At 38.7% G+C, this 18,064-nt stretch carries 22 protein-coding genes; 21 read left to right on the forward strand and 1 reads right to left on the reverse strand.

Annotated elements, in window-relative coordinates:
• The first annotated feature begins 158 nt into the window (after positions 1-158).
• From ACLBXA_RS09830 to ACLBXA_RS09890, 13 genes are all read left to right on the forward strand, one after another.
• Positions 159-272, forward strand: a complete 114-nt coding sequence (locus tag ACLBXA_RS09830; RefSeq protein WP_000232961.1) for a DUF4024 domain-containing protein — start codon at positions 159-161, stop codon at positions 270-272.
• A 26-nt stretch (positions 273-298) separates the two neighbouring features.
• The gene (locus tag ACLBXA_RS09835; RefSeq protein ID WP_001171223.1) at positions 299-523 is read left to right on the forward strand and encodes an AtpZ/AtpI family protein; all 225 of its coding nucleotides are present in this window, start codon (positions 299-301) and stop codon (positions 521-523) included.
• On the forward strand, positions 523-915 hold the full coding sequence (locus ACLBXA_RS09840) for an ATP synthase subunit I (RefSeq protein ID WP_000567600.1): 393 nt from the start codon (positions 523-525) through the stop codon (positions 913-915). Before ACLBXA_RS09835 ends, ACLBXA_RS09840 begins: the two co-directional genes overlap by 1 nt.
• Before the next feature lie 7 nt (positions 916-922).
• Positions 923-1,642: a F0F1 ATP synthase subunit A gene (gene atpB, locus ACLBXA_RS09845; protein WP_000399870.1), complete on the forward strand. Its 720-nt coding sequence runs from the start codon at positions 923-925 to the stop codon at positions 1,640-1,642.
• 56 nt (positions 1,643-1,698) lie between these two features.
• The gene (atpE, locus tag ACLBXA_RS09850) at positions 1,699-1,917 is read left to right on the forward strand and encodes a F0F1 ATP synthase subunit C (protein ID WP_000052064.1); all 219 of its coding nucleotides are present in this window, start codon (positions 1,699-1,701) and stop codon (positions 1,915-1,917) included.
• A 129-nt stretch (positions 1,918-2,046) separates the two neighbouring features.
• Positions 2,047-2,553: a F0F1 ATP synthase subunit B gene (atpF, locus tag ACLBXA_RS09855; RefSeq protein ID WP_001142615.1), complete on the forward strand. Its 507-nt coding sequence runs from the start codon at positions 2,047-2,049 to the stop codon at positions 2,551-2,553.
• A complete protein-coding gene (gene atpH, locus ACLBXA_RS09860; protein WP_000064682.1) occupies positions 2,550-3,092 on the forward strand; it encodes a F0F1 ATP synthase subunit delta in 543 nt (180 codons plus the stop codon). Before atpF ends, atpH begins: the two co-directional genes overlap by 4 nt.
• Positions 3,093-3,103: 11 nt before the next feature.
• The gene (gene atpA / locus ACLBXA_RS09865; protein WP_000027521.1) at positions 3,104-4,612 is read left to right on the forward strand and encodes a F0F1 ATP synthase subunit alpha; all 1,509 of its coding nucleotides are present in this window, start codon (positions 3,104-3,106) and stop codon (positions 4,610-4,612) included.
• A gap of 251 nt (positions 4,613-4,863) precedes the next feature.
• Positions 4,864-5,724, forward strand: coding sequence for a F0F1 ATP synthase subunit gamma (gene atpG, locus ACLBXA_RS09870; RefSeq protein ID WP_000157703.1), 861 nt, complete (start codon positions 4,864-4,866; stop codon positions 5,722-5,724).
• Between the two features lie 361 nt (positions 5,725-6,085).
• Positions 6,086-7,492 carry a F0F1 ATP synthase subunit beta gene (gene atpD / locus ACLBXA_RS09875; protein WP_001032597.1) on the forward strand — a complete coding sequence of 469 codons (1,407 nt, stop codon included), beginning with the start codon at positions 6,086-6,088 and terminating at the stop codon, positions 7,490-7,492.
• Between the two features lie 20 nt (positions 7,493-7,512).
• Entirely contained in the window at positions 7,513-7,914 is a 402-nt protein-coding gene (gene atpC, locus ACLBXA_RS09880) for a F0F1 ATP synthase subunit epsilon (protein WP_000847214.1), read from the forward strand.
• A gap of 137 nt (positions 7,915-8,051) precedes the next feature.
• Positions 8,052-8,837, forward strand: coding sequence for a DUF975 family protein (locus ACLBXA_RS09885; protein WP_000578833.1), 786 nt, complete (start codon positions 8,052-8,054; stop codon positions 8,835-8,837).
• 44 nt (positions 8,838-8,881) lie between these two features.
• Complete coding sequence (locus tag ACLBXA_RS09890; protein WP_447617191.1) at positions 8,882-9,526, forward strand: DUF975 family protein; 645 nt, start codon at positions 8,882-8,884, stop codon at positions 9,524-9,526.
• Positions 9,527-9,549: 23 nt separating this feature from the next.
• Here the strand turns inward: ACLBXA_RS09890 and ACLBXA_RS09895 are convergent, their stop codons facing one another.
• Entirely contained in the window at positions 9,550-12,279 is a 2,730-nt protein-coding gene (locus tag ACLBXA_RS09895) for a putative bifunctional diguanylate cyclase/phosphodiesterase (protein ID WP_000744996.1), read from the reverse strand.
• 254 nt (positions 12,280-12,533) lie between these two features.
• On the opposite strand from ACLBXA_RS09895, the gene nuoA reads away from it, so the two are divergent.
• From nuoA to nuoK, 8 genes are read left to right on the forward strand one after another with little or no spacing between them, the layout of a single operon-like run.
• Positions 12,534-12,902 carry an NADH-quinone oxidoreductase subunit NuoA gene (gene nuoA / locus ACLBXA_RS09900; RefSeq protein WP_000179273.1) on the forward strand — a complete coding sequence of 123 codons (369 nt, stop codon included), beginning with the start codon at positions 12,534-12,536 and terminating at the stop codon, positions 12,900-12,902.
• Positions 12,893-13,411, forward strand: coding sequence for an NADH-quinone oxidoreductase subunit NuoB (gene nuoB, locus ACLBXA_RS09905; RefSeq protein WP_000236331.1), 519 nt, complete (start codon positions 12,893-12,895; stop codon positions 13,409-13,411). The genes nuoA and nuoB overlap by 10 nt, the downstream gene beginning before the upstream one ends.
• Complete coding sequence (locus tag ACLBXA_RS09910) at positions 13,408-14,664, forward strand: NADH-quinone oxidoreductase subunit C (RefSeq protein WP_447617192.1); 1,257 nt, start codon at positions 13,408-13,410, stop codon at positions 14,662-14,664. The genes nuoB and ACLBXA_RS09910 overlap by 4 nt, the downstream gene beginning before the upstream one ends.
• Positions 14,665-14,666: 2 nt before the next feature.
• The gene (gene nuoD / locus ACLBXA_RS09915) at positions 14,667-15,767 is read left to right on the forward strand and encodes an NADH-quinone oxidoreductase subunit NuoD (protein WP_000621463.1); all 1,101 of its coding nucleotides are present in this window, start codon (positions 14,667-14,669) and stop codon (positions 15,765-15,767) included.
• Positions 15,767-16,768: an NADH-quinone oxidoreductase subunit NuoH gene (gene nuoH / locus ACLBXA_RS09920; protein WP_000573426.1), complete on the forward strand. Its 1,002-nt coding sequence runs from the start codon at positions 15,767-15,769 to the stop codon at positions 16,766-16,768. The genes nuoD and nuoH overlap by 1 nt, the downstream gene beginning before the upstream one ends.
• A gap of 25 nt (positions 16,769-16,793) precedes the next feature.
• Positions 16,794-17,213, forward strand: coding sequence for an NADH-quinone oxidoreductase subunit NuoI (gene nuoI, locus ACLBXA_RS09925; protein WP_000677191.1), 420 nt, complete (start codon positions 16,794-16,796; stop codon positions 17,211-17,213).
• Entirely contained in the window at positions 17,210-17,734 is a 525-nt protein-coding gene (locus ACLBXA_RS09930; RefSeq protein ID WP_001012810.1) for an NADH-quinone oxidoreductase subunit J, read from the forward strand. Before nuoI ends, ACLBXA_RS09930 begins: the two co-directional genes overlap by 4 nt.
• Positions 17,727-18,041, forward strand: a complete 315-nt coding sequence (gene nuoK / locus ACLBXA_RS09935) for an NADH-quinone oxidoreductase subunit NuoK (RefSeq protein WP_000100079.1) — start codon at positions 17,727-17,729, stop codon at positions 18,039-18,041. The genes ACLBXA_RS09930 and nuoK overlap by 8 nt, the downstream gene beginning before the upstream one ends.
• Positions 18,042-18,064: the final 23 nt, after the last annotated feature.

The raw sequence follows: 18,064 nt of genomic DNA on the forward strand, positions 1-18,064 counted from the left end.
AAAGAGAAAACTGTTAGAAATTGCATATATGTAACCAGTATTTAGAAGGGGAACGTTTTCATTTTTGGGAGGAAATGCCTAATACTCAAATTTTTAGATTTTTTACGATTTCTCGTTGACACTGTTAATACCCTATTGTATGCTAACAACGGGGATAGATGGTAGGGCTTTCAGTGACAAAAATACATCTATTCCGTGACGAAAATGTAAACTTTTTGTTTTGTATAGGATTTATGCAAAAAAATGAGTTATTATTAACACATCGTGAATGAGGGTTACATATTGGAGGGATGAATCCTTGCAAAAAAACGATCGCAGCCATATAAAAGCATATGCTTTAATGTCAGGAATTCTTGCTCAATTAGTCGGTTCTATACTTGTTGGAATCTTTGGTGGGCAGTGGATTGATAATAAGGTTGGAACGTTTCCATTGTTTCTTATTATAGGGTTATTACTCGGGTTAGGAACAGGGGTATACGCAATGATTCGACTCATTCGACATTACTATTCGGGAGAGCAATGATGATAGACGTACATGGACTTGTCCAAAGACAAAAGAAATATATGTACTACTTGCTTGCGCTTCTAGTGCTAGGATGGGGATTTACCTCTTACAAGGATGTATTTCTTGGGCTGATTATCGGAACGATTTTCAGTTTTCTTAGTTTGCGCATCATTGCACGTAGAACAGACAAGCTGTTAGATCGCGTAACAAATGGAGAAAACGTGAAGTTTAAGGCGACAGCTGTAAGTACATATTCAAGATTCGCCACGATTGGGTTATTAATTTTATTTGCAGCCAAATATCAAGAGTTAATTGCGATGTGGGGCTTAGGTGTAGGATTGCTGACAGGATACCTTGTCATGATCATAGATTTTCTTTATTTAGAGTATAAGAGCAGGGAAGAGAGGTGAATTACTAGTGGAACACGGTAAATTAGTTGAATTTCTAGGTTTAACGTTCGATTTGTCATCAGTTATGATGGTTACTGTAGCAGCAGTTATTGTTTTCTTAATCGCTGTTATCGGAACTCGCAGCTTAGCCCTTCGCCCAACCGGGATGCAAAACTTCATGGAATGGGTGTTTGACTTCGTGAAAGGGATTATCAATAGTACGATGGACTGGAAAACAGGTGGACGTTTCTTAACGCTTGGCGTTACGCTTATCATGTTTATCATCGTATCGAACTTCCTTGGTTTACCATTCATGTATTCAGCAACTGAAGCTGGCGAACATATTGCATGGTGGAGGTCACCAACGTCTGATCCAGCAGTTACATTAACATTAGCCGTGATGGTAGTTACCCTCACCCATTATTATGGAATTAAGATGAAGGGTACGAAAGAGTATGTTAAAGGTTATTTCCAACCTATGAAATTCTTATTCCCATTAAAGGTTATTGAGGAGTTTGCTAACACATTAACGTTAGGTCTTCGTTTATTCGGTAACATTTATGCAGGTGAGATCTTATTAGGATTACTTGCTAAGTTAGGCGGGGCATCATTCCTTGGAGCATTAGGTGCGCTTGTACCGATGTTAGCATGGATGGGATTCAGTGTATTCGTTGGATCAATCCAAGCATTTATTTTCGTTATGTTAACGATGGTTTATATGGCTCATAAAGTAAGTCATGACCATTAATATAATTTAAGTAAGAAAAAATTTATTTTTTTATAATACAAAGGAGGACAAATTAAATGAGTTTAGGTGTAATCGCAGCTGCAATTGCAATTGGTTTATCAGCATTAGGTGCAGGTATTGGTAACGGTCTTATCGTATCACGTACAATCGAAGGTGTTGCTCGTCAACCAGAATTAAAAGGCGCACTTCAAACAATTATGTTCATCGGGGTTGCTTTAGTTGAGGCACTTCCAATCATCGGTGTAGTTATTGCATTCATCGTAATGAACAAATAAGGGAGACTCCCCTTACATAGATGGCGAAGAGTGTTTTTCCGAACTTTCTTCGCCATTGCTTTATGAACGAAACGTATGTCTTTTTTTTTCATATGATCAATTTAGATATTTTGAAGGGAGTGAATCCTTGTGCCAACTTTATTATTAGGAGCTGCCATTCCATTTGGAACGATTGCTTATACATTGTTCATTTTCTTAATTCTATTAGTAATGCTACGCAAATTTGCGTGGGGTCCTTTAATGGGAATTATGAAAGAACGTGAAGAGCATGTTACTAATGAAATCGACGCTGCAGAAAGAAGTAACGCTGAAGCGAAGAAGTTAGTAGAAGAACAACGTGAAATGTTAAAACAATCGCGTGTTGAAGCACAAGAGTTAATCGAAAGAGCGAAAAAACAAGCTGTAGATCAAAAAGATGTGATTGTTGCTGCTGCGAAAGAAGAAGCAGAATCAATTAAAGCATCTGCTGTACAAGAAATTCAACGCGAAAAAGAGCAAGCAATTGCTGCTTTACAAGAACAAGTCGCTTCTTTATCTGTTCAAATTGCTTCTAAAGTAATTGAAAAAGAATTAAAAGAAGAAGATCAAGTTAAGTTAATTCGCGATTATATTAAAGAAGTAGGAGAAGCGCGATGAGCAATGGGATTGTAGCAAAACGTTATGCTGTCGCTCTTTTTAAAATTGCAAAAGAAAAACACGTATTAGAAATGTTTGAAGAAGAATTACGCCTTGTACAAAACGTTTATGTAAAGAACGGGGAACTACATAGCTTTTTAACGCAACCAAACATTTCAAAAGAGCAGAAGAAAACGTTTCTTGCAAACGTATTCGGATCTGTTTCTGAATCAATTTTAAATACGTTATATATTTTAATTGATAACAAGCGTATTGATATCTTACCTGAAATTGCAGATGAATATGTTGTTCTTGCTAATGAAGAACGTAACGTAGCGGATGCAACTGTATATTCTATTCGTCTTCTATCTGAAGAAGAGAAGCTTAACATTGCAGAAGCATTTGCAAAGAGAACGGGAAAAGATGCAATTCGCGTGAAAAATGTTGTAGATGAAGATTTACTAGGCGGAATTAAAGTACGTATTGGAAATCGCATTTATGACGGAAGTTTACAAGGAAAATTAGCACGTATTCAGCGTGAATTAATGAAGAATAGATAGGGGTGAAGCACATGAGCATCAGAGCTGAAGAAATTAGCGCACTGATAAAGCAACAAATTGAGAACTATCAGTCTGAAATCGAAGTTAGTGATGTTGGTACAGTTATCCAAGTTGGTGACGGTATTGCGCGTGCTCATGGTCTTGATAACGTTATGGCTGGTGAACTTGTAGAGTTCTCTAACGGCGTTATGGGACTAGCACAAAACTTAGAGGAAAACAACGTAGGTATTATCATTTTAGGACCTTACACAGAAATCCGTGAAGGTGACGAAGTTCGTCGTACTGGTCGCATCATGCAAGTACCAGTAGGAAAAGAACTAATTGGTCGTGTTGTAAACCCATTAGGTCAACCAGTTGATGGTTTAGGCCCAATCAATACAACAAACACTCGTCCAATCGAAAGTCCAGCACCAGGTGTAATGGATCGTAAATCTGTTCATGAGCCACTTCAAACAGGTATTAAAGCGATCGATGCTCTTGTACCAATTGGCCGTGGTCAACGTGAGTTAATCATCGGTGACCGTCAAACTGGTAAAACAGCAGTTGCACTTGATACAATCATTAACCAAAAAGATGAAGATATGATTTGTATCTATGTAGCTATCGGACAAAAAGAATCAACTGTACGTAACGTAGTAGAAACACTACGTAAGCACGGTGCATTAGAGTACACAATCGTTGTAACTGCATCTGCTTCTCAACCAGCTCCATTATTATACTTAGCTCCTTATGCTGGTGTAACAATGGGTGAAGAGTTCATGTACAATGGTAAACACGTATTAGTAGTATATGATGACTTATCAAAACAAGCAGCGGCTTACCGTGAGCTGTCATTACTATTACGTCGTCCTCCAGGTCGTGAAGCTTATCCAGGGGATGTATTCTACTTACATTCTCGCTTATTAGAGCGTGCAGCAAAATTAAGTGATGCAAGAGGCGGCGGTTCTTTAACTGCACTACCTTTCATCGAAACACAAGCAGGGGACGTATCAGCTTACATCCCAACAAACGTAATTTCTATTACGGATGGACAAATCTTCTTACAATCTGACCTATTCTTCTCTGGCGTACGTCCAGCGATCGATGCGGGTACTTCTGTATCTCGTGTTGGTGGATCTGCTCAGATTAAAGCAATGAGTAAAGTATCAGGTACACTTCGTCTTGACCTTGCATCTTACCGTGAGTTAGAAGCGTTCGCTCAGTTCGGCTCTGACCTTGATAAAGCAACTCAAGCGAAACTAAACCGTGGTGCTCGTACTGTTGAGGTATTAAAACAAGGATTACACAAACCGTTACGTGTAGAGAAACAAGTTATCATTCTTTACGCTTTAACACGTGGATTCCTAGATGATATCCCAGTAGTAGATATCACTCGTTTCGAAGAAGAATTCCATGCTTGGTTAGATTCTAATGCGACTGACTTATTAGAAGAAATCCGCACAACTAAGAAACTTGCGGATGACGACAAATTTGCAGCAGCAATTAACGGATTTAAAAAAGTATTCGTAGCTTCTGAGTAATAAAAGCGGAAGCGGCTCGTCCTGAATGTGAGGGGGAAGAAGTGAAGCCACCGAACATTCAAGCCGCTGGAGCTAGATAATAATATATATAGGCATCTCAATCTTTGAGATTGCTGACGGTTATGTAAAGGAAAAGAGTAGGTGCACCTATTCTTTTCCTTCAATCATGAGCAAGAATATCTTGCAACGTAGATTAGGAAGAGGATTCTTACTAATCGTGCCAACTTCCGGAAAAAAGGTGGTGAAAACCTGTGGCATCTTTACGCGATATAAAAGCGAAGATTACCTCGACAAAGAAAACGAGTCAAATTACGAAAGCGATGGAGATGGTATCTGCATCTAAGTTAAACCGTGCAGAACAAAATGCTAAATCTTTCGTTCCGTATATGGAAAAGATTCAAGAAGTAGTAGCGAGCATTGCGCAAGGAAGTAAAGGAATTAATCATCCGATGCTAAATGCGCGTCCTGTAAAGCGTACAGGATATATCGTTATTACATCTGATCGCGGACTAGCAGGTGGTTATAACAGTAACGTATTACGTACAGTGAGTAACGTAATTCGTGAACGTCATAATATGGATTCAAACCAATATTCAATTATTGTGCTTGGACGACTAGGACGTGATTATTTAAAACGTCGCGGCTTTAACATCATTGATGAAGTAGTTGGATTATCTGACCACCCATCATTTACTGATATTAAAGATCTTGCTTCTCGAGCAATTGCGATGTTTGCAGATGGTGCTTATGATGAGCTGTATATTTACTACAACCATTACGTAAGTAAAATTTCACAAGAAGTAACGGAAAATAAAATTTTACCGCTTACTGATGTGGCGTCTGATAAACCGACGACAGCTTATGAATTCGAACCTTCTGAAGAAGAGATTTTAAAAGTACTATTGCCACAATACGCAGAAAGCTTAGTGTACGGTGCATTACTAGATGGTAAAGCAAGTGAGCACGCAGCGCGTATGACAGCAATGAAGAGTGCTACAGACAACGCAATGGAAGTTATCGATTCACTTACACTTTCATTCAACCGTGCGCGTCAGGCAGCGATTACGCAAGAAATTACGGAAATCGTTGGTGGAGCAGCAGCGTTAGAATAGTATTAAAAAGCGTAGGCGGTTCGTTCAGAATGAGAGGGAGATGGAGCTTTTGACGTAGAGGCGATTTGTGCCTCGTAGGAAAAAGCGAAGCCACCGAACATTCTAACCGCCGGAGCTAGATTCAATAAAAAGCGTAGGTGACTTGCTCAGAAGGGAAGGGCATTGGAACTCCTGACAAAGAGGCGTTCTTTGCCTCGTAGGAAGGGGTGAAATGACCGACCCTTCTAGCCACCGGAGCTAGATTCAATAAAAAGCGGAAGCGGCTCTTTCAAAAGAGTCGCGTAAGCTAAACTAATAAAAAATTAAAAGCCAACTTCTCTTAGAAAGCTGGCTAATTAAAAGAAAGCTAGGAGGGAACCCGATGAATAAAGGGCGCGTTACGCAAATCATGGGTCCGGTTGTAGACGTTAAGTTTGATGGCGGAAAGCTACCAGAAATCTACAACGCCCTTACGGTAAAACAAAGCAACGAAAACGGAAGCATGAACTTAACATTTGAAGTTGCACTTCATTTAGGTGATGATACAGTTCGTACAGTTGCGATGTCTTCCACAGATGGACTTGTTCGTGGCACAGAAGTAGAAGATACTGGTAAAGCAATTTCTGTACCAGTTGGTGATGTAACACTTGGACGTGTATTCAACGTATTAGGTGATGCAATTGACTTAGATGGTGAACTTCCTGCGGATGTACACCGTGATCCAATTCACCGTCAAGCACCTGCATTCGAAGAATTATCTACTAAAGTAGAAATTCTTGAAACTGGTATTAAAGTAGTAGACTTACTTGCTCCTTACATTAAGGGTGGTAAGATCGGCCTATTCGGTGGTGCCGGTGTAGGTAAAACAGTATTAATTCAGGAATTAATTAACAACATCGCACAAGAGCACGGTGGTATCTCTGTATTCGCTGGTGTAGGTGAGCGTACTCGTGAGGGTAATGACTTATACCACGAAATGAGCGATTCTGGCGTAATCAAGAAAACTGCGATGGTATTCGGACAAATGAACGAGCCACCTGGAGCACGTCAACGTGTTGCATTAACAGGTTTAACAATGGCTGAGCATTTCCGTGATGAGCAAGGACAAGACGTACTTCTGTTCATCGATAACATCTTCCGTTTCACGCAAGCGGGTTCTGAAGTATCTGCCCTTCTTGGTCGTATGCCATCTGCGGTAGGTTACCAACCAACACTTGCAACAGAAATGGGTCAATTACAAGAGCGTATTACATCTACAAATAAAGGGTCTATCACGTCTATCCAAGCGGTATATGTACCAGCCGATGACTATACTGACCCAGCACCAGCTACAACGTTCGCTCACTTAGATGCAACAACAAACTTAGAGCGTCGTTTAACACAAATGGGTATTTACCCAGCCGTAGATCCATTAGCATCTACATCTCGTGCACTGTCTCCAGAAATCGTAGGAGAAGAACATTATGAAGTAGCTCGTCAAGTACAACAAACTTTACAACGTTATAAAGAACTTCAAGATATCATCGCTATCTTAGGTATGGATGAGTTATCTGAAGAAGATAAGTTAGTTGTACATCGTGCTCGTCGTATTCAATTCTTCTTATCTCAAAACTTCCACGTAGCTGAGCAGTTTACAGGTCAAAAAGGTTCTTACGTACCTGTAAAAAATACAGTTAGTGGTTTCAAAGAAATTCTAGAAGGAAAATATGATGACCTTCCAGAAGATGCATTCCGCTTAGTAGGTGGCATTGAAGAAGTTATTGAAAACGCGAAGAAAATGATGGCGTAAGGCCTTAGGAGGGACGAAGTATGAAGACATTTCCAGTCAGTATTGTAACTCCTGATGGACCGGTTTACGAAAAAGAAGTAGAAATGGTAAGTGTAAAAGCAGAGAGTGGGGAAATGGGGATCTTACCAGGTCACATTCCAACTGTTGCACCATTAAAAATTAGTGCAGTTCGTCTGAAAAATGGTGGACACACTGATTATGTAGCAGTAAGCGGTGGCTTTATCGAAGTTCGTCCAGATAAAGTGACTGTATTATCATCATCTGCTGAAGAAGCAAACCATATCGATATCCATCGTGCAAATGAAGCGAAGCGTCGCGCTGAGCAACGTATGCAAGATAAACAAGCACATGTTGACTTTAAACGTGCAGAAATGGCCTTGCAACGTGCCGTGAACCGTTTAAACGTTTCTGATATGAAGTAAAAAAATCCGTAAGGGCCCTTGCCTTTACGGATTTTTTGTCTATTTTATAGAGAATTTTACAAAACTGGTATAATTATATTGATGCTTGTATAAGTAGAAGTGTACAACAATTTATATTTTATGAAGGGGATGAATCAATGATTGGTGAAATGAAACGAGAAGCATTGTACTCTTTAAAGGGAAAATGGGGACTAGGTGTTGGGTCAACAATTTTATATTTTATTTTAAGTTATGTCGTTTCGATGGCTGCAATGCTTATACTATTAATTCCAGGAATTATTATATTTCTCTCAGTTGTAAGTTTAACTGGATCATTTGAAGAGGAAACGATGTCAATTGGAGCAGGTATTACCTTTGGGATTTTTTATTGCATTATGATAATTTTGAGTAACGCATCGTATGGGATTACATCATATGGTTATACAAATGTATTTTTACAGATTAGTAAACGAGAAGATGCTAAAGTAGATCACTTATTTGAAGGATTTCGCGGTTTTAAAAGAATGATGAAAACAATGTGGGCAATGCTTGCAATTTTGTTATATACAGGTACATGGATTCCGATGCTGTTAATAGGCTTATTTGCATTGTTAGGTGAAGAAGGGAATACGTCATTTGCAATAGCTTTCTTCGTGCTATTAGCGATTTCAATTGTTGGTATGATTGTGATGTATTTTTCTTATGCGCTGACGTACTATGTAATGATTGAAAATCCAGAATATAGTGTTTCGCAGGCGATGAAGGAATGTAAGAATCTTATGAAGGGGCATAAGTTAGATTTGTTTCTTTTATGGCTGAGCTTCATAGGATGGGCTATTTTAGCGCTTCTTACTTTTGGAATAGGCTTTCTTTGGCTTAGTCCGTATATGAGTACAACGACAGCACACTTTTATCGCTACATCTCAAAAGGTGAATTGCAATAGAAACATGCTATACTAATAGAATTATTGTGTATAGGAGGCTAAATATGATTAGTGATCTAAAAGGAGAAGCACTAGATTCATTAGAAGGGAAATGGGGATTAGCAGTCGGAGCCACATTACTTATTTCTGTTATAATGATCACTTTTAACTTTATTGTTGATTTTTCGTTTACACAAATTTTGGGTTGGGAAGATATGAAAAACTCCATGATAGTAGATATTATTACAACTTTTATGGTAGGTCCATTAACGTTAGGTGGCTATTATTTAGCGCTACATATAATTCGAGAAAAAGACGCGCGTATTGGGCATATATTTAGATGGTTTACAGCAGGAAGTAAGTTTATAAAGTCATTTTTATTATATATAGTAGTGAACATTTATATTTTCTTATGGTTTTTACTATTTATTATTCCAGGCATCATTAAATCATTCTCTTATGCGCTGACGTACTTTATAATAAATGATCATCCTGAGTATTCCATAAATCAAGCTATTACAGAAAGCCGTCGTATGATGGATGGGCATAAGATGGAGTATTTCATTTTATGTTTAAGTTTTATCGGTTGGTTTATATTGAGTTGTATTACGTTAGGGATTGGATTCTTATGGTTAATTCCATATTTCTACACAACATCTGCGGCTTTTTACGAAGAAATCGCAGAAGAATATTATGAGAAAAAAATTTAGCACTATAAAAACTCCAGTATGAATTATTTGTTCATACTGGGGGTTTTTTGTAGAAACTTTATAAATTGATTACTAGTAAGTGGTTTACTGAAATAGTAACCTTGCATATATTTACAGTTATGTTTTTGCAGAAACTTAAGCTGTTTTTCGGTTTCAATTCCTTCGGCAACGACTGAAAGATTTAAAGTATTTGCGAGAGAAAGGATTGTAGAAACGATGGCTCGTTCTTCAGGACGATGATCGGCTAATTGTGTGAATTCTCTCGGTACTTTTAATGTGTCGATTGGAAAAATTGATAAATAAGCAAGAGAAGAATACCCAGTACCGAAGTCATCAATGGAAGTTTGGATACCGTATTCTTTTAATTGCTTCAGTCTTAATAACGTTTCTTTCTCGTCAATCATTGCAATTCTTTCTGTTAACTCAAGTGTGACATATTTTGGGTCGACGCTTACGTTGTTTAATATTTGTGAAATGTTTTCGATTAATTGATCTTGCCGGAACTCTTTTGCGGATAAATTAACACTTATTTTTAAATTTTGGTAGCCAAGGATATGCCATATTTTTAATTGGAGACAAGCTTCTTGTAATACCCAATGTCCAAGTGGGACTACTTGTGGCGTCTCTTCTACAATTGGAATAAACTCACATGGTGAAATATCACCTAATAGTGGGTGTTTCCAACGTATTAAAGCTTCAGCGCCGATGATTTTATTTGTTGTCGTATCAATTTGTGGTTGATAGACGAGATGAAATTCTTTGTTTACTAAAGCAATTGGCAGATCTTTTTCAATTCGAGCTTTTCGTTCCATTTTTTTATATAGTTCTTTCGTGTAAAGAGAGCTACCGTTTTTTCCTTTATTTTTTGCTTCGTACATGGCCATATCAGCATGCTGCAAAATGGATAGCGGATCTTCACCTGCTTCAGGATATATTGCAATTCCGATACTCGGTGAGATTTGTAAATGTTGATTTTCGATTTCAAATGGCTCATTCATGGCCGCTACAATTATATCAGCCATTTTTTGGACATCTGGCTTTTTTTTGTAATTTTCGATAAGGATTGTGAACTCATCTCCAGCTAGCCGCGCGAGTTTCATATTTGATGTTGATATTCTTTCGAGCCTTTTTGCTACTGCGATGAGCAATAGGTCTCCTACTCGATGACCGAGGGTATCATTAATAACTTTAAAACGGTCTAGGTCGAGAAACATAACAGCAAAAGGCTTTTTCGATATTTTTGCTCGTGCAATTGCCTGTTCCAAATGTTGATGAAATGCACGACGATTTGCAAGCTCTGTTAAAGTATCATGGTATGCTAGAAAATTAATCTGTTCTTGCTGTTGTTTGCTTTCCGTAATATCTTTAATCATTAAATAAACCCCAGAAATTTTCTCTTTTAAAAAGATCGGTACGGCGGTAACGTGCAAGTAGTAAATATCTCTGTTTTTATGATACGCCCGTATTTCTAAAGAGATAGAATGTCCCTTTTTTACACGATGAAAGGAATTAATCATTTCTTCTAAATCTTCTTCGTATATGAGTGAATAGTAAGGCTGGTTTAATAATTCATTCGTTTGATAACCGAGTAAAGTAGTACCAGCGTTATTTACTTTGAGAAAATTGCCGTATAAATCTAATGTGAAGATTGGATCTGGATGATGCTCGTATAAAGATTTAAACATTTGTTGATTATGATAGAGTTCATTTTTCTGTTCTACTAAATCTTCTGTACGTAGTTTAATTTGTTTCTCGAGTTCTGAGTTGAATTGCATTTGAGCTAGCAATAATATTTTATTTTGTTTTCGAACTAAACTATGACGTATGAGAACGAAAGAGAAAGTTATTATAAGACCAATTACTATAATAGGCCCAAAGACGTATTCAACTAATATAAAAAGAATAAGTGTTATTACTGAAATATAAGGCAATGATAATCGGATTGATTCACCAATTTTAGGTGTTAGTAGTACTTGCTCTTGTTTTTCAGGTTCTTTTGTATGGAGAATACAGGCGATTGCTACTAGTACTAAGGTTACTTGATAGAAAGGAGTAACTGTAAACATAGAATACTCTGGTATGAAGTATTTTATATAAGCATAAATCGCATCTGTAGTAGCATATAAAATTAAAGCACTGCTAAGAAGCGCACCAACCTTTTTAGGTAATAAGGATAGTGGTTTGAATAAAAGATTGATTCCTATTAAGAGAAAGAGTAAATCAACCATTGGATAGGTAAGTTGAACAAATATGTCGATATAGGATGTTGTAAAAACGTGAATGGTTCGTTCAATAAGTAAGTAGTAACTTAAAGTAAATTGGGCTGTAACGATAATACAAATATCACATAGCATAAAAAGTTTTTCTAATAAATCTCGGTTATAAATGATTTCGTATAGAAAGGCAAATGCAAAAGTAACTAAAAAAAGTAAGTAAAAAAGGTCAGATGGATCAACGAACGTATAGAAGTCCTTTACAATTAAACGCTGATAGGCAACGACTATATCACCGATAAAATAAGAGAGAGCTCCAACGGATAATATAATCCAAAATAAACGAGATAGCCCTTCTTTCATGTTTGAAAAGTAAAGTATATAACTACAAGCGATAATATCAATTAATAGGGTACTCATTCCGATTAATAGCTGAAAAGGAAATGAATATTCATATAGAAAAGGCATCGCTACGTAGTGAATCGTTATAGACAGCAATACAATGCTTATAAGAATACTTACATGTGTTTGTTTTTTCATTTATATCACCTACGGTTTCTTGAAAAGCGTATATAAGTTTTATATTTATTTTGCACAGTTATAGCGAGTTGTAAAAATAGATTTTAATAATTCTTGTTTCTGTCTCCCAACATATCGACATAGGAATTTGAAGTTTGTTATAATGATTAGAATAGTTGCATTATTTAGAAAAATTTAAAAATAATAATTACTGCAACTAGGACATATTGTTTACTATGTGAACTTGTTCTTAATTTAGGGGGGAGGGTTTCACAATGGCAAGTGTATATGAAAATAGTTATATGATCGTTTTGATTTTCTTGCTATTAGGTATATTGCTGCCGGTAGTGGCTCTTACATTAGGAAGGATGCTGCGCCCAAATAAGCCAAGTGCAGCAAAGGCGACGACGTATGAGAGTGGAATTGAGCCGTTTCATGATGCAAATATTCGGTTTCATGCTCGTTATTATATTTTCGCTTTATTGTTTGTGATCTTTGATGTAGAAACTTTATTTTTATATCCTTGGGCTGTTGCGTATGACAAGCTAGGTTTATTTGCATTAATTGAAATGCTCATCTTTGTTGTAATGTTGCTAGTTGGATTAGCGTATGCTTGGAAAAAGAAGGTGTTACAATGGTTATAAATTTTGAGGAATTACATCCAAATGAGCGAGCAGAATTAGAACGAAATATCTTTTTTTCTACATTGGAGCAGTTGAAAGGATGGGCGAGGAGCAATTCTTTATGGCCAATGACATTCGGACTGGCGTGCTGTGCAATTGAAATGATGGGAGTAGGCTCATCACATTACGATTTAGATCGATTTGGGTCATTTTTTCGGACTTCACCAAGACAATCGGACGTCATGATTGTATCGGGAACAGTAACGAAGAAGATGGCTCCTATTGTTCGGCGCTTATATGATCAAATGCCCGAACCGAAATGGGTTATTGCGATGGGATCTTGTGCGACAGCAGGTGGTCCGTATGTAAATTCATATGCTGTTGTGAAAGGTGTAGACCAAATCGTACCAGTTGATGTGTATATTCCTGGTTGTCCCCCAAATCCGGCTGCATTAATTTATGGAATTAATAAATTAAAAGAAAAAATTCGTTACGAAGCAAAGACCGGGAAGCAGGTGACGAATAAATGAGTAATCCAAACAAAGACTTAGAGGATCTGAAAAAAGAAGCAGCTAGGCGTGCAAAAGAAGAAGCGAGAAAACGCCTTGTAGCGAAACAAGAGGCGGAAATAAGTGAGCTTGAGGCAGAAAATCAAGAAAAAGAGAAAGCGCTACCAAAAAATAATGATATTACTATAGAAGAAGCAAAACGACGTGCAGCAGCGGCTGCAAAAGCAAAAGCGGCGGTGTTAGCGAAGCAGAAAAGAGAAGGAACAGAAGAAGTAACGGAAGAAGAAAAAGCGAAAGCGAAGGCGAAGGCAGCAGCGGCTGCAAAAGCAAAAGCGGCGGCGTTAGCGAAGCAGAAAAGAGAAGGAACAGAAGAGGTAACGGAAGAAGAAAAAGCGAAAGCCAAGGCGAAGGCAGCAGCAGCAAAAGCAAAAGCGGCGGCGTTAGCGAAGCAAAAAAGAGAAGGAACAGAAGAAGTAATGGAAGAAGAAAAAGCGAAAGCCAAGGCGAAGGCGGCAGCAGCAGCAAAAGCAAAAGCGGCGGCGTTAGCGAAGCAGAAAAGAGAAGGAACAGAAGAAGTAACGGAAGAAGAAAAAGCGAAGGCAAAGGCGGTGGCAGCAGCCGAGGCAAAAGCGGCAGCATTAGCGAAGCAGAAAGCTTCGCAAGGTGATGGGGATTCGGGAGATGAAAAGGCAAAGGCAATTGCAGCAGCAAAAGCGAAAGCAGCAGCGGCTGCAAGAGCGAAGACAAAGGGAGCTGAAGGTAAGAAAGAGGATGAGCCGAAGCGGGAAGAAACGTCCGTAAATCAGCCGTATTTAAATCAGTATGTTGAGGCTATTAGGGAGAAGGTAGGAGAGGGTGCATTAGTAGATTCCTACATTAATAAACTGTCAAAGGATGTGCCGACTCTTGTGGTGGATCCCGAAAAATATTATGAAGTGATGGAGTCACTGCGATTCCATGAAGGACTTGCTTTTGATTATATGTCAGAGCTACATGCGACGGATTTTGTGACACATATGGAAGTATATGTTCATTTGTTTTCATATGGTAAGAAACAATCGGTAGCGGTGAAGGTAAAGCTAGACCGGGAAGAACCGCAAGTTGAATCTGTGACAGCGCTTTGGAAAGGGGCTGACTGGCCGGAGCGAGAAGCATACGATTTGCTCGGCATTGTATTTAAAGGGCATCCGAATTTAACGCGTATTTTAATGCCAGATGATTGGGTAGGACATCCGCTTAGAAAAGACTATGAACCGTATGATGTGGAGGTGTAGCTATGATCCGTACGGAAGAGATGCTTTTGAATGTAGGACCTCAGCATCCGAGTACACATGGTGTGTTCAGGCTCGTAATTAAGATTGACGGGGAAATTATTAGAGAAGCTACACCGGTTATTGGGTATTTGCATCGCGGGACAGAAAAAATCGCTGAGAGCTTACAGTATACGCAAATTATCCCTTATACAGATCGAATGGACTATTTATCAGCCATGACGAATAATTACGTCATTTGCCATGCTGTAGAGACGATGATGGGGCTTGAAATTCCGGAGCGTGCCGAATACTTGCGAGTACTTGCGATGGAGCTAGGGAGAATTGCAAGCCATCTCGTTTGGTGGGGGACGAATCTTCTTGATATAGGAGCGGTCAGCCCGTTTTTGTACGCGTTTCGTGAACGAGAGATGATTATAAATTTATTAAATGAATTATGCGGGGCACGGCTTACTTTTAACTATATGAGAGTTGGCGGTGTGAAGTGGGATGCGCCAGATGGTTGGATTGAAAAGGTGGAAGAGTTTGTTCCGTATATGAGAGAGCAATTGGCAGGTTATCATGATCTTGTTAGCGGTAATGAGATTTTCTTAAATCGTGTGAAAGGCGTTGGTATATATAGCGCGGAAGAAGCGATCTCGTATTCTTTAAGCGGAGCAAATTTGCGGTGCACTGGAGTAAACTGGGATCTTCGCAAAGACGAGCCGTATTCGATTTATGATCGTTTTGATTTTGATATTCCTGTTGGAAGCGTGGGAGATGCTTGGGATCGCTACGTTTGCCGAATGCAAGAAATCGAGGAGTCTTTAAAGATTGTTGAGCAAGCAGTTCAGCAGTTCCCAAAAGATGGAGCAGTGCTGGCAAAAGTACCGAAAATTATTAAGGCACCTAAGGGAGAAGCGTTTGTACGTATTGAATCGCCGCGCGGAGAGATTGGTTGTTACATCGCTAGTGACGGAAAGAAAGAGCCGTACCGTTTGAAGTTTCGTAGGCCATCTTTTTATAACTTGCAAATCTTACCGAAGTTATTGAAAGGTGAAAACATCGCTAATTTAATTACGATTTTAGGTGGAGTTGATATTGTACTTGGGGAGGTTGATGGCTAATGATTGAGACGCTCTTACAATCACCTTCAAGCTGGACGAATTTCTTCATTTTTTTCGGATTAGCGGTGCTTCTACTATTTGCAGTCCTTGGCTTCGTTACATATGGAATTTTGGCAGAACGGAAAGTGATGGGATTTATGCAAGGGCGGATTGGACCAAACCAGGTTGGAGGCCGATTCGGTTTACTGCAAACGGTAGCTGATGTTCTAAAACTATTATTGAAAGAAGATAGTATTCCGAAAGCAGCAGATAAACCACTGTTTATATTAGCACCTGTCATTGCATTTGCGCCAGCATTTATGGTGCTGGCAGTTATACCGTTCACTGATAAATTTCAATTTGCCGATATTGGAGTCGGGCTACTTTATTATATCGCTGTTTCCGGTATTACGACGATAGGTGTTGTAACTGGGGGATGGGCATCGAATAATAAATATTCCCTTTTAGGAGGGATGCGTGCGGCGGCGCAAATGATTTCTTATGAGATTCCGCTCGTAATGAGTGTAATTGGTATCGTGTTGTTGGCTGGTAGCCTGAATTTAAATGAGATTGTAGCGGCGCAGGAGAAGGTTTGGTACATTTTCGTGCAGCCAATTGGCTTCGTCGTTTTCTTAATTGCAGCAGTTGCAGAGTTAAATCGGACGCCATTCGATTTGCCAGAAGCGGAGTCAGAACTTGTTTCTGGATATCATACGGAATACTCAGGTTTTCGCTGGGCGTTTTTCATGCTTTCAGAGTACGTATATTTCTTCGGGATGGCATCGTTAATTACAGTGCTCTTTTTAGGCGGATGGAATCCAGTCATGTTTCTTGGATTTATCCCAGGTGCCGTATGGTTTGCTTTGAAATTTAGCAGTGTAGTCTTTCTATTAATTTGGTTCCGCGTTACGTTCCCGCGTATAAGAGGTGACCAGTTAATGGAGTTTGGATGGAAAGTATTATTGCCGATTGCACTTGCAAATATTTTCTTAACGGCATTGATTAAGGAGTTATTCTTCTAATCTATGAGGGGGGTGCCAGTAAGAGATGAAGGGACTATTTAAAGGATTAAAATATACACTAAGTAATTTGAGCAAGAAGAAGGTAACGTATGATTATCCAAATCAACCGTTGCCGTTGCCAGACCGTTTTCGGGGGATTCAAAAATTCTATCCGGAGAAATGTATTGTTTGTAATCAATGCTCTAACATTTGTCCGACAGACTGTATTCAGTTAACAGGAAAGAAACATCCGGATCCTACGAAAAAAGGAAAAATTATCGACACGTATGATATTAATTTTGAAATTTGTATTCTTTGTGATTTATGTACAGAAGTTTGTCCGACAGAGGCGATTGTCATGACAAATAACTTTGAGCTCGCGGAATATTCACGTGATGACTTATTTAAAAATTTGCAGTGGCTTGACGAAAACGACGAAAACGTCAGGAAGGAGAATAAGGCATGAATGGCGAGTTTGTAGCATTCTTTATACTATCCTTGTCTGCAATTATCGGCGGTGTTCTTATGTTGAACTTAACGAAAGTTATGCACATGATGCTAGCTCTCGTTCTAACATTTCTCAGCATTGCAGGTTTGTATTTTCTTTTATCAGCCGAATTTATAGGCGTTGCACAAATTTTACTTTACTCTGGTGCAATCACAATTATTATGATTTTCGGCATTATGTTAACGAAACATAACGCGGAAAATGAATCGCGTCTTACTCTTCGAAAATGGATTATCTTCTTTGCGGTTGTAGCATTTGGAGCGGTTATGTATTTCGCTGTTAATAATATTGATTTTGCAAATGAGAGCACACAAGGAAGTTTACCTCTCCATGAAAACAACACACTTCAAATCGGTACGCTTCTCTATTCAAAATATATTATCCCATTTGAACTAACTTCAGTTATTTTACTTGTAGCACTCGTTGGCGCGATTATACTTGCGAAAAAGGACGAGAAAGAGGAGGATTCCAATGAGTAGCGTTCCGGCTTCTGCATATTTAACACTTGCGATTATTTTGTTTTGCATCGGCCTATTTGGAGCTTTAACAAAGCGGAATACAGTAATCGTATTAGTTTGTATCGAATTAATGCTAAATGCTGCCAATTTAAACTTAGTGGCGTTTAGTAAATTAGGCTTATTTCCGAATTTAACAGGTCAAATTTTCTCACTGTTTACGATGGCTGTAGCGGCAGCGGAAGCGGCGGTAGGACTCGCTATTTTAATTGCTTTATATCGTAATCGTACGACAGTTCAGGTGGATGAAATGGATACGCTCAAAGGATAGCATTGTGACCGAAAAAGGGGGAA

The organism is Bacillus sp. D48C, from assembly GCF_053345735.1.